This window comes from Parabacteroides chongii (genome assembly GCF_029581355.1).
GTDB classification, from domain to species: domain Bacteria; phylum Bacteroidota; class Bacteroidia; order Bacteroidales; family Tannerellaceae; genus Parabacteroides; species Parabacteroides chongii.
The window spans coordinates 3,588,541-3,607,555 of the sequence record NZ_CP120849.1 but is presented as its reverse complement, the minus strand read 5'-3'; the positions used below and the strand labels follow the sequence as shown (position 1 = coordinate 3,607,555).

Below are 19,015 nucleotides of genomic sequence, written 5' to 3'. Positions count from 1 at the left end.
CATAATCATCTCATTTCTAGCATTTTTAGCAGTATCTTTTCGCAAATTCCAGTATCATTAATTTAATATTAACCTTTTTTATGACACAAAATATCTTCCGGCTAAAGTTTTATCAATTTAAAAAATTTACCTTTGCGCTGTCATAGATTTTCAAGCCTTTTGGTAGTATAGGGTATTACTGATTATGATTTTTCACCTACCATTTTTAAGGCAATGACCCTTATTTAGTAAATAAGCGTCAATTTTTAATCGATTGTTTATTTACCCATTTTTCTACAAACCCTATAATTTTCATATTCACCCTATCAATTATCGATTGGTCCAGTTCTTTTAGATAAAAACGAGTCGTTTCTTCAGAGGTATGTCCCAGTGCCTGACTGATCACCGATATCGGTGCTGAATTTTCTTTAGCACTCATTGCCCAGGAATGGCGGGCAACATACGATGTCAGCTTTACCGGACAACTTAACTTATTCCCTATCCTCTCCAAACGACGGTTATAAGTCCTTAGAGCCACCTTATATGTTTCATAAGAGGCATCCAATGATTTTAATATAGGAAATAAGGCGTTCGAATTAGCATCAGCATACTTTTCCAAAAGGCGACGCATACCCGAAGTAATCTTTACGCGGATTTCCGTTTTAGTCTTAACACGAGAGTATACCAACTCGTTACCATGTATATTTTTATAAGTCAGGTGGGCAAGATCGACGAAAGCCATCCCACAAGCCATAAAACTAAAAAGAAACAGATCGCGTGCAAAATCCAACGATTTGTTTGCTTTCAAATCCATTTGCGTCATTTCCTTTATTACATCAGCTCCTACCGAACGTTTATAAGACTGAACCGGCCGCAGGCGAAGCTTTTGAAAAGGATTTTCACCAGGAGCAATTAAGTTTTCAGAAAGTGCACAATTATAAACGGCGCGAAGTATGCTGGTGTAATTACTTACTGAATTACGGCTCAGGTTCAATGACTCCAGATGGTCGACAAAATCATTTACCAACTGGGTATTCACACGTTTGAAATCCAATTTGCGTTGACCGATAAATAACGCCAACTGATTTCGGGTTGCTTTGTATAAACTGGCTGTTCCTTTTTTACCGGAGGCATATTTATCTCTTTCAAGAGAATCCATATAACCCAATACTCCTTTGTCTGCAATCTTTCCTGTTGTTTCCATAACAATGTTTTTATAAGATAAATAAGAACAAAAATAAGAGATTTATAGTTTACCCAAAAGCAAAAACCATTGATATACATAAGAAATGGAAAAAGGAGGATACCTCCCGGCATCCTCCTTTCTAACGCAACGAATGAATTATTTATATTTACACTTACTTCTCATTACTTCTTGCAATCGCAAGTGGAATAAGCTACTAACATCCAAACCAATTTTTCCTGTTCTTTCAGATAATCGCTCATCAGCGCTACTGTAGCTTCATCACCTGCTTCCGACGCAAGAGAAAGGAGTTTACGCTCTTCGGCGATGAACTGTCCGTAAGTATTCAGGATATTTTCCAGAGCTTCATCACCACAGGAAACGCCTGATACTTCTTTAACTCTTGCCACTTTCAGGTATTCACTGAATTTATTTACCGGTACGCCACCCAACATCAGGATACGTTCTGCCAGTTCGTCTACCTTTTCGGCTGCATCGTCGTACATTTCTTCAAATTTACTGTGAAGCACGAAGAATCCATGTCCTTTTATATTCCAATGGAATCCGCGAAGGTTTGTATAGAATACCTGATAGTCGGCTAATAACTGCTGTAATGCTTCTACTACTTTGTTTGCTGCTGATGCATCTAAATGCAAATAATCTAATGTTTTCATAATTCTTATTTTTTATATGTTATACGTTTTTATTTTTCTTGTACTGCAAAGATACAGCATATATAAACACCTGTCAAACAGATAATTGCTATATATACATAGATAAAATCTATTAAACAAACGGCAGCTATTCATATCAAGAGCATATCATCCATAAAAAATGACTGACAGCTTTAAAATGCTATTATTAAAAAAACTAAACGACACAATAATTCCGGATATACTTTTTTTTCGATAAGACAACACCTCCTGATACACCACATTAATTGAAGTTCTTAGACTGAACCCATCTATCTACATTTCAATTATTTATCTTCAGATGTCAACACATGCTAAATCTTACAGAAAAAAAACTCATAATCTGCGTTAATTGACGTAAGAGTAATTGTAAACAAAAAAAGTTTAAACTACTTTTGACATTTATTGCTATACCACTAATTTTTTTAACATGTTACGAAAGGACTTTATTTTATTGCTGTTACTTTATTTTATATATCGAAATCCGACAGAAGGTGACTGACAAAGCGAACTGAAAGTTCCGCGTGCACGGAATAAAAGAAAGGTAGTTACATAAATTTTTATTTTTATAGAATTAATATAAGTAAAGCGCCGGCGCTTTACTTATCTGCTTATAAGCAGATAAGTAAAGCGCCGGCGCTTTACTTATCTGCTTATAAGCAGGCTGAGAAAGGAGAGAAAACATGAAAAAAATTTTATTCGTACTATTTCAAATAGTATTATGTATCACAGCTCCTGCTGTGGCACAAACAAGCACGAATGTAAATTCAGTTGCAGAGTTACAAACGATGGTCAGCACAGCATCCACAGATTCCAAATTCACATTGACGGATGCCTTCGTGACTGATTTCAACAGTCAGGCTTCGGCTATAAACTTAACGATAAATTCATCAGCAAAAATCACGGTAGACGGAGCTAATTTAACACTGAAAGCAGCAGCGAATCAACGACATTTCACCATCGGTGGATCGGGCAATGGAACATTGACTATCCAAAATATGACTCTCACGGGATTAGTAAAAGATTCAGAGTTAACAGACGGAGAATACCCCAAAAACTGGAATCCGGATGCTTCTACTATTGGCGGAGGAATAACCGGAGGCTTCTCCGGCGAGTTACGAGTTATCGGTTGTTTTTTAACAAAAATGCGACCTGCATCAAGTAGTATAAGTGTTACAGCCAAAAAGGTAACAATAAAAGAATCCTCTTTCATTTCCATCGGAAAGATAAATATGGACGATGGCGGGTCTGTCATTTATACAGGTAATGTTTCTTATGAGATAGAAAATTGCACATTTGCCTATAATTTTGCCAGATCAATAGATGCATACGGTGCTGGAATCATTTATATAACCAAGAATCTGGCTGAGATTTTCTCAATCAAAAACAGCCGGTTGTATAAAAATACTACACTGACAGCAAAAACAGACGGAGCAGCAGGTGGAGGAGTAATCTCCTTGAAAGATGCTTATCCCAATACATTCATTATCGATAATTGTGAATTTACCGAAAACGAAGTAGACTCTTATAACGGTGGTTATACGGGAAATACAGCAGATGGCGGAGCTGTTTATTTCTATGCACATAATGGTGGAGGAAGCAGCAAGATCGAAGTCTTGAACAGTACCTTTATGAATAATACTGCATTCGACGAAGGAGGCGCTATTGCTTTTGTCGGTCAGTATCTGACCAATGTACTTGTCAGGAATAATACCTTTTATGGAAATACGGCAAGAGGCGATCAACGTAAAGGGACATATACAGCGGATGGTTTTGACGGAGGAGGAGCCATAGAAGTCGATACAAAAGCCGTAGTTACATTCGAAAATAACACAATTGTCAAAAATACTGCACTAAAAGGTACAGCTACTTCCGGAAATGCCGGAGGAGGTATTTCCGTATACGGCAGTGGAAAGGCTACTTTAAGAAACAACATTATCAGTGGAAATGAAAGTACGTATAGTTATTCCGGTGGATATCCTGATATATATCCAGCCATCACATCTACTTCATGGACATCTAAAACAGGTACAAATATCATCGGAGAACCCCTGATTAATATTTTCGGATTAACCGATCCGAAGCCAATCGCCTACGGCAGTAAAAAAGCTGGAGATCCGAGATGGAACGGAACAAATGAAAATTACTACGGCGTTATCAAAACAATACCGATACTGCCGAATGACAAGAGCCTGGCAGACATACTGCCGAGCGGTCTTGCCGACGATACGGTCGATAACTCTACTTTAAGCGATCTGTTAGGCAAAGACCAGAATGACAACACGCGTATCATCGCTGATGACGGTTTTTCCGATTCCGGAGCCGTTGAAATCCTTTGGGTACGTTTTAACGCAAACGGTGGAAACTGGGAAAATCTAGGAGAAAACAATTACGCCGGTACTGACTACTACAACCTGGAAGATGGTAAAACCACCTATTATTATAAAGTAACCAATCACAAGGGAAAAGTAGACAGTCCAACTACTGCTGCCGATAAACTTGTTCATCCCGAAGGAAAACAATTTCTAAAATGGGTAACAGACGATGCAGAAGAGAAAGACTGGGTAAGTTCGGATGCCGTCACTGAAAATAAAAAATATAAGGCTCTATGGAAAGAGGATGCTTTGGAGGTAACCTATCATTCTAATTTCGATCCGGATAAAACATATAAACAAGCTTACGACGGTGGGGAAGTTACTACTGCCACCTATCCTGCTACCAATTTGCCCAACCGTCCAAATTACATTTTCGTAAAATGGACAACCCATGCCGATGGCAGCGGTACAGTTTATCTGCCGGGAGCTATGTTTACAATCACTGAAAATATCGACCTCTACGCCCAATGGGAACCAAACTCAACACTGAAACTACAATGGTCTGTCTCTAAAACAACTGCCGACCTGTATGAATTCAATGATGTGGAAAACAATTCCACGACATCCGTCATGGTGGGTACACCTGTGTATGTGCAAATTCGTCCGACAGGTCTCGAACATATCGATTTCGACACCTGGACCATCGAATACTCTGCTACACCCGTTGACTATCACTATCCAATAGACGAAAGCATTGCTAAAACGGCACGTTATAATTTCAATAAGGGAGAGGCCCACACGCTTGAAGGTACTTATCACTATAATGTAACCAAACTGATCCTCTACAAGAGTGGAACGGAAGTCGCTACGTATATCTACCGTAATGCATCCTGCACACATACAGTAGTCATTCAGGATAAACCGGTCGTGATAGATCCTAAGCTACAATGGTCCGTTTCCACCGTTACCAGTGAACAACCCTATTTCAAGGACGTAAAGGATCAGACCACCACTTCCGTTAATTACGGGACTCCCGTCTTCGTACAGATACGTCCGATAAAACATGAAGGCATCGTCTTTGAACGCTGGGATATAGAATATTCCGTAACTCCGGCAGAACATTATTACGGAATGACACCCAAACTGAAGACCGAACGACACCATTTCAATAACCGGGAGGCTCACACTGAAAAGGGAACCTATATGTATGTTGTCACAAAACTGACACTATATGATATGTACGGCAACCAGGTCGTTAAAACTTACGACTATAACAATTCTCCGTACCGGCATACTATCGTGATCAGTGACAGCGAAGGACCTGGTCCCGGACCGGGAACAGGGGGAGGATTACAATGGTCCGTATCTACAACAACCAATAAGCCAGAGGAGTTTATAGATGTGGACAACCTGACTACAACATCCGTAAACAAAGGGACTCCCGTATATGTACAGATACGACCGGTCGGTTTCAACGATGTGACTTACGACAGTTGGGAAATCGAATACACTGCGACTCCAGTCAGCTACCATTATCCGTTGGATGAAACTGTTCCCCGCACCAAACGCTATACTTTCAACAAAGGAGAAGCCCATACACTGGTCGGGACCTATATTTACAATGTCTACAAACTAACATTGTATGACGGAGAACGTATCGCGACGGAAGAATACTATCCGCAACCCGCCTATAACCACACGATTATCATACGTGATGGCGTTTTGGGTGATATCGCACCGTATTGCGGTATAGAGGGTGAATTCAGAATTCCGATCCTGTTGACTGATCCTGATAATAGCCTCGAATATTCTGTCCGTTTCTCCGAAGAAGGGTTGAAAGCCGGCTTCAAAGATACGGATTACAGAGATGTAACGCCCCATTACCTCACGGTACCTGTCAACAACATTATTGCCAAAGGTATCTACACGGGGACCGTATACATACGCAGGAAAAGCGATCCGGACCTCGTCGAACTTCATCCGTTTGAAATAGAAGTATTACAAACTACCACGATCACCAAACAGCCACAATCGGTAAAGGTCTGTGACGGCGATGCATTCACCCTGACGGTCGAAGCGATCGGTATCAATCTGAGTTACCAGTGGTTCTTCAATAATGAAGTTATCATCGGAGCTACATCAGATACATATACGGCTGCTCTGACCCCGGACAAGGAAGGCAAATACCATGTCGACGTATACGGCGATTGCGGACTGGAAAGTAGTCGTGTAGTAACCGTGAACAAAAACGGTCTGCGTATACTGGTGAAATGGAATGAGTTCCTGTACATCACCAACCCTGACAACGAATTTGTGCGCTTCCAATGGTACAAGGACGGGCAAAAGATCGAAAAGAACGGCACTTCCATCTACTATTCCGTGCCGGAAGGTCTGTTGGGTACTTATTTTATTCAGGCATACCGTGCCGATGATACCTATGTGGTCAGCTGTCCGATCACGTTCGAGACATTGACCCAGTTCCCGATCACACGCGTTTATCCGACAATGGTGAAAAAGAGTGATAAAATCACGGTCAGCCTGGGAGTTCCGGAAGAAACATCTGAATCTGCCGTTATCGAGATCTATAACCTGAACGGTCAGTTGATAGAAAAAAAGACTACTATGACTACGGAGACCAAAATCTCTGCCGACATGGCATCCGGTAGTTATATCGTAAAAGTTACTACCGAATCAGGAAAAACAACAACTCATAAAATCATCGTAAAATAAAGAATATAGATATGAGCACAATAATTTTAAATATAAAGAAAACTATCATCGTGTTTGTTGCAGGTAGCCTTGCCTGCAACGTTTCCGCCCAGCAAAGAACGGGTAGCAGAGAACACAGCCAGCAACAACAACGTCTACAACGTGAGTACCGCAATGAATACAAGGAAGAGAAAAAAGACACGACAAAAACCTCTTACCTGACGGTTTCCGGAGGCGTGGGTTCTTCCACTTTCCGTTACAAGCTGAATTATCAGATCGAAGGGTTTGAAGAAAAAGGGAAACGGAATGCGAAACCGGGCTATGAGATAGATGTCCGCTACAGCTATTTCTTCAATCGTCATTGGGGCTTTTCTACGGGAGCAGGCATCTCCCGTTATGCCACTACCGGCAAACTAAAAGGTGATATGTCCAACGAAAAATATATGAAGCTGGGCAATATGATCGATGATGACGATTTCTCCGGGCATCCCCGTGAATTTGAGCTCCGTGCCCGACTGAAGAACCTGGAAGAGAAACAGACAGCTTTCCTGTTGGATGTACCTTTGATGGCGATGTATCAAACACGCTTCGGCGAAAAAGAAAACTGGGGATTGTATGCCGGACTAGGGATTAAGCTGCAGATACCAGTTAAGGCAAAATATAAAGTGCAAGGAAATACTGCCACCGAACTGAATGTGTCGGGATATTATCCACACATCCCTTCCGATGTAGGTTCACCATCTGAGTCACCTGTCCCTCACCATGGTTTCGGTACGATTAACGATCCGGGTAAAGAACTTGATTGGAGCGGCAAGAACAAACTGAAACTGGGGGTTGCAGGAACGGCAGAACTGGGTTTTATGGTTTCACTGAATGAGGATAAAGATATTGATCTGCTGCTGGGCGGCTATATAGATTACGGTTTTACCAACATGAAGAAGAAAAAGGCCCAGGGCTTACTCTCCTCTCCTGCTTCTTATCATCCCGAAGGAAATAAGATCGTCGGTCAAGGTATCCCGTACAACGGGATGTTGAATTCGAATGTGACCGATAAGGTAAAAGTGATGTCGTTCGGAGTAAAACTAGGATTACGATTCAAGTTGAATTAAACACTAGGAATATATCATTCATTAGTAAAATAAACAGTTAAAGCCGGGAGTCTCTTTCCGGCTTTTCTTATGTGACCTAACAAAAATTTTATATCTTTGTAATTGATTTTGGTAAGGATTAATATCATGAGAATTGTAAAATAATGAATATACAGCAACTAGAGTACATCCTGGCGGTAGACACTTACCGCCATTTTGCCAAAGCGGCAGAACATTGCAGAGTGACACAGCCTACCCTCAGTATGATGATCCAGAAACTGGAAGACGAACTAGGGATCAAACTTTTTGATCGTAATACACAGCCGGTATGCCCTACTCCTGCCGGACGTAAAGTAATCGACCAGGCACGCACGGTTCTTTACCAGGCTTCGTTGATCAAAGATATCGTTAATGAGGAAGAGCAGTCACTGAAAGGTACATTCCGCCTGGCAGTACTCCCGACCATTGCTCCGTACCTGCTCCCCCGCTTTTTCCAGCAGTTGTCGGAAAAACATCCGGAACTGGATATCCGTATCCTGGAAATGAAAACGGCTCCAACCATGTCAGCCATCCTGAACGGAGAAATCGATGCCGCTATCATTGCCAACCAACCGACAGAAAATCAGTTGCAGGGCGATACATTATATTATGAACAATTCTTCGGATATGTAGCCAAGAACGACCCGGTCTTCAAAAAGGACCTGATCCGTACGGCAGATATCAGCGACGAACATCTCTGGCTGCTGGATGAAGGACATTGCTTCCGCGACCAGTTGATGCGTTTCTGCCAGATGGAAAAAGTGAAACTACGCCAGGCGGCTTACCGTTTGGGAAGCCTGGAGACATTCATGCGAATGGTGGAAAGCGGCAATGGGGTCACTTTTATTCCGGAACTGGCGACACTGCAGCTTAGCGAAGACCAGAAAACACTGGTTCGTCCTTTCGCGATCCCCAAACCGGCACGCGAAATTGTCTGGATCACCCGTAAGGACTTTATCCGCCATACGATTGCCGGCATGCTGATAGAGAGTATCAAAAAGTCCGTACCGAAAGAAATGTTGACGCTACAACCCGGATTAAAAGTAGTCTGAACATTATTTTTAGGAGGCAGCACAAAAAAAATATCACTTTTTGCTTGTAGTTTCCAAAAAAGCGTTACTTTTGCTGCGTATTTAAAAACAAACGAGACAAATGAATCGATTTAGCTTTACATATTTCTTTTATTACTTTTACTTTAGCAAAGTGAAGGCAGGAATTTATATGTAAAGCGTTGATGATAGATAATATGTATCAATAATAATATGAAGTCCTGCCGGTTACGGTGGGACTTTTTTTATGACTTTAAGACAGAAAGATGAAAAAGAGAGTAGCAATTCAGGGAATAGCCGGTTCGTATCACGACATCGCAGCCCGTAGCTTCTATGAAGGTGGAGAAATTGAGATCGTTGGATGCAATACATTCAGAGATGTAATCACGACCATCAAGAAAGATCCGGCGATACTGGGTCTGATGGCCATCGAGAATACGATTGCAGGAAGCCTGCTGCAGAATCATGAGCTGATACGCGAAAGCGGTCTGCGGGTGATAGGAGAATACAAACTGCGTATTTCGCATTCGCTGGTTGCACTACCGGGTACGACGATACACGATATCACGGAAGTCAACTCCCACCCGATCGCGCTGATGCAATGTACCGACTTCCTCGATACCCTGCCGAATGTGAAGATGGTGGAAAAAGAAGACACTGCCATGAGCGCCCGATGGATTTCCGAAAATAAGCTGAAAGGACACGCCGCCGTCTGCGGTAAACTGGCCGCCCAGATCTACAATATGGAAATCCTTGCCGAAGGGATCGAGACAAACAAACGAAACTTCACCCGCTTCCTTGCCCTGGCAGACCGATGGACGGCTGAAGACCTGCTTGAAAAGGCAGACGTCAACAAATCCTCACTGGTATTCGCTCTCCCCCATACCTCCGGCAGTCTTTCCAAAGTGCTTTCCATCCTCTCTTTTTACGACATGAATCTTTCTAAAATACAATCGCTCCCGATCATCGGCCGCGAATGGGAGTATTTGTTCTATATCGACCTGACATTTACTGATTATACCAGATACAAACAAGCATTGGATGCAATCATCCCATTAACAAAAGACTTAAAAATTTTAGGTGAATATGCAGAAGGAAAACAAAGTGTGTAACATCACACCTGCCGACCGCGTCGGCAGCGTACAGGAATACTACTTCTCGAAGAAACTGAAAGAGGTAGCCGAAATGAATGCCGCAGGCAAGAATGTGATCAGCCTCGGCGTAGGTAGTCCCGACCTGCCTCCTTCGGAACAGACGATCGAGACGTTGTGCGAACATGCCCATAATGCCAATGAGCATGGTTATCAGCCGTATGTAGGTATTCCGGAATTACGTAAAGGTTTTGCTGACTGGTATAAGACCTGGTACGATGTGGAGCTGGACCCGAAGACGGAGATCCAGCCGCTGATCGGTTCCAAGGAAGGTATCCTGCATATCTCGCTGGCTTTCCTGAATCCGGGCGACGGCGTATTGGTTCCCAACCCGGGTTATCCGACTTACAGTTCGGTCAGTAAGCTGGTACAGGCAAACCTGATCCCCTATGAACTGAAAGAAGAATTGGGATGGCAGCCGGATTTCGAAGCTTTGGAAAAGAGCGATCTTTCCAATGTGAAACTGATGTGGGTAAACTACCCCAATATGCCGACGGGAGCCAATGCCAGCAAAGAGCTTTTTGAGAAGCTAGTTGCTTTCGGACGCAAACACGGTATTATTATCTGTAATGACAATCCGTACAGTTTCATTCTGAACGAGCATCCGTTAAGTATCCTCAGCGTGCCGGGAGCCAAAGACATCTGCATCGAAATGAATTCGATGAGCAAGGCGCACAACATGCCCGGATGGCGTATGGCAATGCTGGCTTCAAATGCACAGTTCGTTCAATGGATACTGAAAGTAAAGAGCAATATCGACTCAGGACAGTTCAAACCGATGCAACATGCTGCGGTGGAAGCCCTGAAAGCACCGAAAGAATGGTACGATAACATGAACCGTACCTATCGCAGCCGCCGTGACCTCGCCGGACAAATCATGCATACCCTGGGATGTACTTTCGATGAGAACCAGGTGGGAATGTTCCTTTGGGGAAAGATTCCGGCAGAAGCGGAAGGCAGCGAAGCGCTGGCAAACAAAGTGTTGTACGAAGCCAACGTCTTTATCACTCCCGGATTTATCTTCGGCAGCTGCGGCGAGCGTTATATCCGTATCTCCCTTTGCTGCAAGAACGAAGCGTTACAAGAAGCATTAAACAGAATCAAACAATTAGAAATAAACAAATAAAAGTATATCATCATGGAAATGGAATTAGAATCAATCTTATTACCCGGTGTGGACCCTCAGCGTCCCATCATCATTTCGGGACCGTGTAGCGCCGAAACAGAAGAACAAGTTATGGATGCAGCTACTCAGCTTGCTTCAAAAGGTGTAAAGATATTCCGTGCAGGAATCTGGAAACCGCGTACTAAACCGGGAGGATTCGAAGGTATCGGTGCAGTCGGGCTGCAATGGCTGAAACGGGTAAAGAAAGAAACCGGCATGTATGTCGCAACTGAAGTGGCAACAAAAGACCATGTATTTGAAGCGTTGAAAGCCGGAATCGACATTTTATGGATCGGTGCACGTACCACCGTTAATCCGTTCGCTGTACAGGAGATTGCCGATGCGCTGAAAGGTGTAGATATTCCAGTCCTGATCAAGAACCCGGTTAATCCGGATTTGGAATTGTGGATCGGTGCATTCGAACGTTTGTACGGAGCAGGTCTTCGTCGCTTGGGAGCTATCCACCGCGGATTCAGCTCATATGACAAGAAGATGTACCGTAACCTGCCGCTGTGGCATATTCCTATCGAACTGCGCCGCCGCATGCCGAACCTGCCGATCTTCTGCGACCCCAGCCATATCGGAGGCAAGCGTGAACTGATCGCCCCGCTTTCACAGCAGGCTATGGACCTGAGTTTCGACGGTCTGATGATCGAATCGCATCCGTGTCCGGATTGTGCCTGGAGCGATGCTTCACAGCAGATCACCCCGGATGTATTGGATTATGTTGTCAATTTACTGGTTATCCGCAACGAGACACAGACCACAGAAAACCTAGCCGAACTGCGTCGCCAGATCGATGGTATCGACGAACAATTACTTGAACTGCTGGCTAAACGTATGCGTATTTCACGCGAAATCGGTGTGTATAAGAAAGAGCATAATATGCCCATCCTGCAATCACCCCGTTACAGCGAGATCCTGGAAAAACGTTCGGACATGGGACAGACAATGGACCTGAATACCGAGTTTGTAAAGGAAATATTAAAAGAAATACATGAAGAATCTGTTCGTCAGCAGATGATCATCATGAATGAATAAAAATAATTATCTATAATGAAGATATTAATATTAGGTGCCGGAAAGATGGGTTCTTTCTTCACCGACTTGCTGAGTTTTGACCACGAAGTAGCAGTATTGGAAAATGATCCGAAGCGCATGCGTTTCATCTACAATGCCGTACGGTTACAAAAGCCGGAAGAGGTGGCAGACTTTGCTCCCGAACTGGTTATCAATTGCGTTACGTTGAATTATACGATCGACGCGTTCAAAACCGTTCTTCCTTATCTGCAACCGTATTGTATTATTTCAGATATCGCTTCCGTGAAAACGCATCTGAAAGAGTTCTACGAAACCTGCGGATTCCCGTATGTCTCCACTCACCCGATGTTCGGTCCGACTTTTGCCAATCTGGGAAATCTGGAAAAGGAAAATACGATCATCATATCGGAAGGTGACCATTTGGGAAAGATCTTCTTCAAAGATATCTATTCCAGCCTGCGCCTGAATATACGTGAATATACGTTTGAGGAACATGACAAGGTGGTTGCTTATTCTTTAGGTATACCGTTTGCTTCGACCATGGTATTTGCCGCCATCATGAAACATCAGGATGCACCGGGTACAACGTTCAAACGTCACATGAAGATTGCACGCGGATTGCTGTCTGAAGATGATTATCTATTGACAGAAATTCTCTTCAATCCGCGTACTCCGAAACAGATTGCTCGTATCCAGGAAGAACTGAATATTCTTCAGGATATTATTAAGGATAAAGATTCGGAAGCGATGAAAGGTTATCTGACCAAGATTCGTAAAAACATTGAATAACAGTTGTCACTACCCGCGCAGGTAGTCGTAATTACCCGCACGGCTGTTTTTTTATTCCCCGCGCAGCCAGTCGTCACTACCTGCGCAGGGATTTTTTATCTTTAGACTATATTTATCAGTCAAATCGCGATCTTATTCTGTAATAAAATGACCTTGCTTTACACTCCAGTCGTTACCGAAGAAACCGGATACTTCAACTCCATGAATACCATCTTTCAGGACATCCACATTGAAGATCAGTAGGTCGGGGAAACCAGTAATGCCGGAGATGTAATCATTCGGATAGGTTGCTTTCATTCCTTCAATCCCTGTTCCGGCTACAACACCTACACTGGCTGTACGGCTGTCGGGACGAGGATAAACAAAATAAGCACCCAGATTGTTACCTTTCAACACTTTACCTCCCATGCGGATCTCACCTTTCAGCACCTGTACCGGAGCATTCTTCAGGAGCTTATTCCAAGCTTTGTTGTTGGCTGCATTCCCGTAAAGGACCACATTGCGATCGGCATAAGCAGACGGGGTAAAGTCCTTGTCTGCAATCACGTCGATTGAACCGTTTCCTCTATAAAGGAAAGTCTCGGCATCGAAACGAGCCTTGTTCTGATACCAATTGTTTTCTTCCTTATTACCTCCTGTAGCATATACAAATACCACATTCTTGTCGAACGCCTGTTTAAAGCCTCCGTAACGAGACGGATATTTCTCTGTTGCAGGAATTTCATTCACCAATGTCCATTTACCGGAAACTTTCTTCAGCACAGCCGGCTGGGTACCATCTGCCGAAATTGTTTCATTGTCGATGGTGATGCTTGCTGCTGCCGGGAGTTTCAAGGCTGGCAGATCGAATGTCAGCGATGCCACGTTGGAAGTCGTACCCGAAATGCCATTATCCGTCTGTTTGAAAGAAACGGAAGAGAAAGCATAGGCCGTATCCTGCTGATTGATGGTTACCCAATAATCCTTAGCTGAGATAGCAGGGGAAGCAGTATGGAACTCCAGTTGCTTTACTTCGCCGTCTGCAGGTACTTTATGCCAGCGAAAATAATCGAAAATCGGTTTCCAGTCAACACTCTCATTACTGTACCAGTGCGACCCGCCCGGATATTCATAATAACAGAAGTCCGGATGGAATGTGCCTAATACTTCGCGCATCTGACGTACCTGCTGGATAGGAACGACATTATCCGAATCACCATGAAGAATATAGATACCCGATTGCAGGAAGTTCCTTTTCAAATCCAGCACACGTCCGGCATTGGCTGCCTGACAGATCGTTGTGAAATGTTTCTCGCCCACATTGGCTGCATCGGCATTCGGCCGCGAATAACGGGCTATATCCGGATAACTGGCACAAGGAGCGATAGCGGCAAAACGATCGGGATAGGTGACACCCAGGAACCAGGTACCGTGTCCGCCCATCGAATGCCCGGTAAGATAGGTGTGGGCAGGATCTGTTTTAAATACTTTCTCCGCTTCAGCCAGCACTTCCATCGCATCGATACGTCCCCACTCTTCCCAGTTAAAACCGAACGGGCGGCGGTTGGTCGGAGCGATGATGTGTCCCCAATCCTTCGGAGCATAAGCACGAGCCTGATTACGGGCTTCCACAGATGCTCCGTGAACAGACAAGAACAAAGCCTGATTATCACCTTGGGTAGTAGAAGGATTCACACTGTAATACTGTACACTCCCATCCACATCGCTGATGAAAGTACGTTCATGTATGACAGATGCGTCTTTTTGCTGCAAAACAATTTCCGTACGGTCGATCTCCTTGCCAGATTTGTCCTGCAGGATAACCGTTGCTTTCGTTGCCCCCGTCTTCGTCGACGTAGCAGCAGGGATACGGAATTTAACCTTGCGAACCATCATCGGCATGATATCATCCGTTGTCAGGGTGGCTGTTTCCCCATTTTCCAGTTTACATTGTATCTTTAATCCGGAAAGCGCTTTTTCCTGTGCATTCACGACACGGATAGCTCCCCACTTCTCTCCTTCTCCATTGATAATATCCGGAAGCGTCATATCCCGTTTGGTCAACATCACCGGTTTGGACGGAAGGATCAGTTTAGCGGCAACTCTGCCAAAACGTCCGGGCGTGAAAATAAATTCATTATTACCCTTCTGCATCCGGAAAGGGATCAACGTATAAGCAAAATCGTAATGATCTCCTTCGTGAGGCATACCGTTGATAAAAGTACGGGTGTTTCCGCTTGATTCGAGTAAGGCAATCTGAGGTTTATCGGCATTATATTCGGTAAAGACATAGGCACGGCGTAAAGCACGGTTGGCGAACTTACCGGTAGAATCAGCCTCGATCGGTGTCCATTGTACAGCTTCACGGGTTCGTCCGTAGTTGGTTGCTGTCAGGTTGTTTTCGGAAGGAGCCTTGAACTTACCGGTCGCAATCTCCCATCCCAGTCCGTCAGAGGTAGTGAATAAATAGCCGGAAGGAGCCGTTACCGGAACAAAATATCCCTGTTTGAAAGAGTGAAGTACGATACCTTCATCCATCCGTTCTACTCTTTCTTTTCCGAAATACTCGACAATATTACCTGTCTTCTGTTGTGCCGCCAACGGGCTTAGTCCCAGAAAGAGACTGGCAACAGTCATAATATAAACATTCTTCATTTCCATTATTTTAGTGGTTTATAATTGTTTAGAAACAAAAAGAAGACTGCGGCACGGGCTATCCAGTCCTTATGTCACAGCCTCCTTTTTTCAGTAAAAGCGTATAAACATTACCAGTAATACTGGTCCATTATTTCCTTCATCCGGGGTGTATCGGCATCTGTATCACCGACATCCGCACGGAGTTTCAACAGTTCCTGTTTCATCTCCTTGATCACATCGGCATATTGAGGATCGTTATACATGTTCTTGTCTTCTTTCGGATCGACCTGCAGATCATGAAATTCCCATGCCGGCGTAGTCGGTGTTTCTTCCGAGCCGGTTGCATTCAGACGGTCGCCATAGAGGAACATCAGTTTATAACGTTCGTTGCGGATACCCATATGAGCCGGGCGGATGGAATGATGTGTCCAGTAACGGTAGTACATCGCCTTGCGCCAGTCGGCAGGAGTCTCGCCTTTCAGGTTTTCACGGAAACTTTCTCCCTGCGATCTTTCCGGAGCTTTTATTCCGGCATAGTCGGCAAGTGTAGCGGCAAAGTCCACGTTCAGGATAATATCCTTATTGCGTGTTCCTGCAGGAATTTCTTTCGGATAACGGATCACGAACGGCATGTGCAGAGGTTCTTCATACATCATGCGTTTATCGAACATACCGTGTTCACCCAGGAAATATCCCTGGTCGGATACATACACGACGATCGTATTCTTGCTCAGTCCCTCTTCATCGAGCATCTTCAGCAAACGACCGATATTATCGTCGATCGTAGCACCGCAACGCAGATAATCCTTAATCATCTTCTGGTAAATCTTCTTACGGGCAGCCACTTTATCCATTCCCTTGGTAGAGAAAGGCAGTTCCGGATAACGACACCACCAGGCATCCGGGTCTTTCGAGGCAGTCTCCCAACGCCAGCCCATATTCTCCAGCTGCTGTCCTTGGAAAGCTCTACCCGATTCCTCCGGTCCGAACTCCATCATGCTCTCCGGTTCCGGGAAAACGACATCGTCATAGAGGTGCTTCATCCGTTCGGGGAAATCCCAGGGTTCGTGGGTTGCTTTGAAGTGGCAGCACATCATGAAAGGTTTCGTTTTGTCGCGGTTGCGTATCCATTCCATCGTCTGGTCGGTAACGATATCGGTCGAGAAACCTTTTACCTCAACGCCTTGTTTGCCTTTATCGTCGTCCACCCAGTTTTCAGCCGTCTTAAAAATAGGGTTAACATATTCGCCCTGGTCATGGAATACATTGAAATGGTCGAAACCGGCAGGTTGTCTCTTCAGATGCCATTTGCCGATCAGAGCTGTCTGGTAACCGCCGGCCTGCATCTGTTTGGCGATATTGTCGACAGCCGGATCCAGCCCGTCCTCCAATGTATACACTCCGTTGCGATGACTGTAAGCACCGGTCATGATAGCTGCACGGCTGGGAGCAGATATCGAGTTCGTGCAAAAGCAATTATCCAGCACACAACCCTCCTGGGCCAGACGGCGGATATTCTCATTCTTAACATAGTCAGCCAGGATACCTCCATAGATACCCCATGCTTGACCGGTGTGGTCGTCAGACAAAATAAAGAGGATATTCGGGCGTTCCTCCGCCTCTTTCTCCGTCTTTTTGTTCGAGTTGCAACCAATGATAGGCAGGCATGTTGCTAACAGACCAGCCTTCAAAATTAGATCAGCGTTTTTCATTACCTATATAATAATATATTATTTCAGTTTCCCCGGTTCACGACGTCCAGGACCTTTCACACGTGTCAGGTTATCTCCCAGATCCTTGCGCATATCATCGGCGATCTTCATCAGCTTGGCTGCTTCTTCCGGATATTGGGAAATGACATCGTAACGTTCTCCCGGATCACGGCGCAGGTCGTACATTTCAGCCTTTTTCAATTCCAGGTTCGTCAAATCACCCGGCTGACCGTCATTACCCGGCACGTAAGCACCATAAGTTACATACTTATGCGGGAAAACGAGTTTGAACTTGCCGTCTGTCACTGCTTCCAGATCATTCTTATGATAATAATAGACGAACGATTCACGCGGATTAGCATCCTTTTCTCCCTTGATTAACGGCAGGATACTTACACCGTCAATCTTACGCTGCGGCAGCGGAGCACCACTGATATCTGCCAGCGTAGGCAACAGGTCGATATTGGAAGCTAGTTTGTTGCAGGTTGTTCCCGGTTGGGTCACCCCTTTCCAGTACATGACGCAAGGAATACGGTTACCGCCATCGAAAGTGGTGGCCTTTGCTTCACGCAATCCTCCGGCAGAACCGGCATGGTTTCCGTAGTTAGCCCAGGGACCGTTATCGGAAGTGAGGACGATCAGGGTGTTTTCTTCCAATCCTTGTTCACGTAATGCTTTCAACACTTCACCGACACTCCAGTCCAGTTCCATCATTACATCACCGTATAACCCCTGTTCACTCTTTCCTTTAAACTTATCGGAAACAGCCAGTGGCACGTGCGGCATGGAATGCGCCAAATAGATAAAGAACGGTTTATTTTTGTTTTTCTTGATGAAGTTTACCGTACGATTCGTATAATCGGTTGTAAATTGGGTCTGATCGGTATTATAACCGACTATTTCGTTTCCATCGTAAGTCGGCAGATCCGGGAAATTGAACACTTCCCCCTGTTGCGGATGGAAAGGCCACATATCATTGGAATAAGGCAGCCCGTAATATTCATCGAAACCGTTCTGCAAAGGAAGAAATTGTTTGGCGTCTCCCAAATGCCATTTACCAAAAACAGCCGTACTATATCCTTTTTGTTTCAATAATTCCCCTATCGTCATTTCATCTGGACTGATACCATAATCAGAACCCGGTCCCGGTGCTCCGGCAAAACCGATACGGTTCGGATAGCAACCGGTCAGCAATCCGGCACGCGATGCACCGCTGATAGGTTGTCCGGCTAGGAAATGAGTGAAACGGACTCCTTCGGCAGCCATACGGTCGATGTTCGGCGTTTTATATCCGTAGGCACCGTTATAAGAGAAATCCCCATAACCTGCATCGTCGAGGTTGATGATGATAAAGTTGGTGTAGTTTGCGGCCACACCAGACATTGAAAATGCGGATGCAGCAGCCAGTAAGAATAGTTTGCTGTTCATGATATTATGTTTCTTGTTAAACTTTGCGCACCTTTTAGGCAAGACAAAGTTCGCAAAGT

The 19,015-nt window shown here is 44.4% G+C and carries 12 protein-coding genes; 7 read left to right on the top strand and 5 right to left on the bottom strand.

Annotated features, from left to right (window positions below; genetic code table 11):
• Positions 1–238: 238 nt before the first annotated feature.
• Both P3L47_RS13440 and P3L47_RS13435 read right to left on the bottom strand, forming a co-directional pair.
• Positions 239–1,183, bottom strand: a complete 945-nt coding sequence (locus P3L47_RS13440; protein WP_122362655.1) for a tyrosine-type recombinase/integrase — start codon at positions 1,181–1,183, stop codon at positions 239–241.
• A gap of 164 nt (positions 1,184–1,347) precedes the next feature.
• Positions 1,348–1,836, bottom strand: coding sequence for a Dps family protein (locus P3L47_RS13435; RefSeq protein ID WP_048318171.1), 489 nt, complete (start codon positions 1,834–1,836; stop codon positions 1,348–1,350).
• 701 nt (positions 1,837–2,537) lie between these two features.
• Between P3L47_RS13435 and P3L47_RS13430 the strand changes: the two genes are divergently transcribed.
• From P3L47_RS13430 to P3L47_RS13400, 7 genes are all read left to right on the top strand, one after another.
• Positions 2,538–6,899 carry a T9SS type A sorting domain-containing protein gene (locus tag P3L47_RS13430; RefSeq protein WP_277781100.1) on the top strand — a complete coding sequence of 1,454 codons (4,362 nt, stop codon included), beginning with the start codon at positions 2,538–2,540 and terminating at the stop codon, positions 6,897–6,899.
• Positions 6,900–6,910: 11 nt separating this feature from the next.
• The gene (locus tag P3L47_RS13425; protein ID WP_122362657.1) at positions 6,911–7,987 is read left to right on the top strand and encodes an outer membrane beta-barrel protein; all 1,077 of its coding nucleotides are present in this window, start codon (positions 6,911–6,913) and stop codon (positions 7,985–7,987) included.
• A gap of 143 nt (positions 7,988–8,130) precedes the next feature.
• Complete coding sequence (locus P3L47_RS13420) at positions 8,131–9,057, top strand: hydrogen peroxide-inducible genes activator (RefSeq protein WP_122362658.1); 927 nt, start codon at positions 8,131–8,133, stop codon at positions 9,055–9,057.
• Positions 9,058–9,320: 263 nt separating this feature from the next.
• Positions 9,321–10,166: a prephenate dehydratase gene (locus P3L47_RS13415; protein ID WP_122362659.1), complete on the top strand. Its 846-nt coding sequence runs from the start codon at positions 9,321–9,323 to the stop codon at positions 10,164–10,166.
• Positions 10,141–11,331, top strand: coding sequence for a pyridoxal phosphate-dependent aminotransferase (locus tag P3L47_RS13410; RefSeq protein WP_277781099.1), 1,191 nt, complete (start codon positions 10,141–10,143; stop codon positions 11,329–11,331). Before P3L47_RS13415 ends, P3L47_RS13410 begins: the two co-directional genes overlap by 26 nt.
• Positions 11,332–11,343: 12 nt before the next feature.
• Complete coding sequence (locus tag P3L47_RS13405) at positions 11,344–12,411, top strand: bifunctional 3-deoxy-7-phosphoheptulonate synthase/chorismate mutase type II (protein WP_199715716.1); 1,068 nt, start codon at positions 11,344–11,346, stop codon at positions 12,409–12,411.
• Positions 12,412–12,426: 15 nt separating this feature from the next.
• Positions 12,427–13,200 (top strand): prephenate dehydrogenase, encoded by a 774-nt coding sequence (locus tag P3L47_RS13400; RefSeq protein WP_122362661.1) that lies wholly within the window; start codon positions 12,427–12,429, stop codon positions 13,198–13,200.
• A gap of 132 nt (positions 13,201–13,332) precedes the next feature.
• Here P3L47_RS13400 and P3L47_RS13395 read toward each other — a convergent pair whose 3' ends face one another.
• The 3 genes from P3L47_RS13395 to P3L47_RS13385 form a co-directional block, all read right to left on the bottom strand.
• A complete protein-coding gene (locus P3L47_RS13395) occupies positions 13,333–15,840 on the bottom strand; it encodes a carboxylesterase family protein (RefSeq protein WP_277781098.1) in 2,508 nt (835 codons plus the stop codon).
• Positions 15,841–15,944: 104 nt separating this feature from the next.
• Entirely contained in the window at positions 15,945–17,528 is a 1,584-nt protein-coding gene (locus P3L47_RS13390; protein WP_277781097.1) for a sulfatase family protein, read from the bottom strand.
• An 18-nt stretch (positions 17,529–17,546) separates the two neighbouring features.
• Positions 17,547–18,956, bottom strand: a complete 1,410-nt coding sequence (locus P3L47_RS13385; protein WP_122362663.1) for a sulfatase family protein — start codon at positions 18,954–18,956, stop codon at positions 17,547–17,549.
• Between the last annotated feature and the right edge of the window lie 59 nt (positions 18,957–19,015).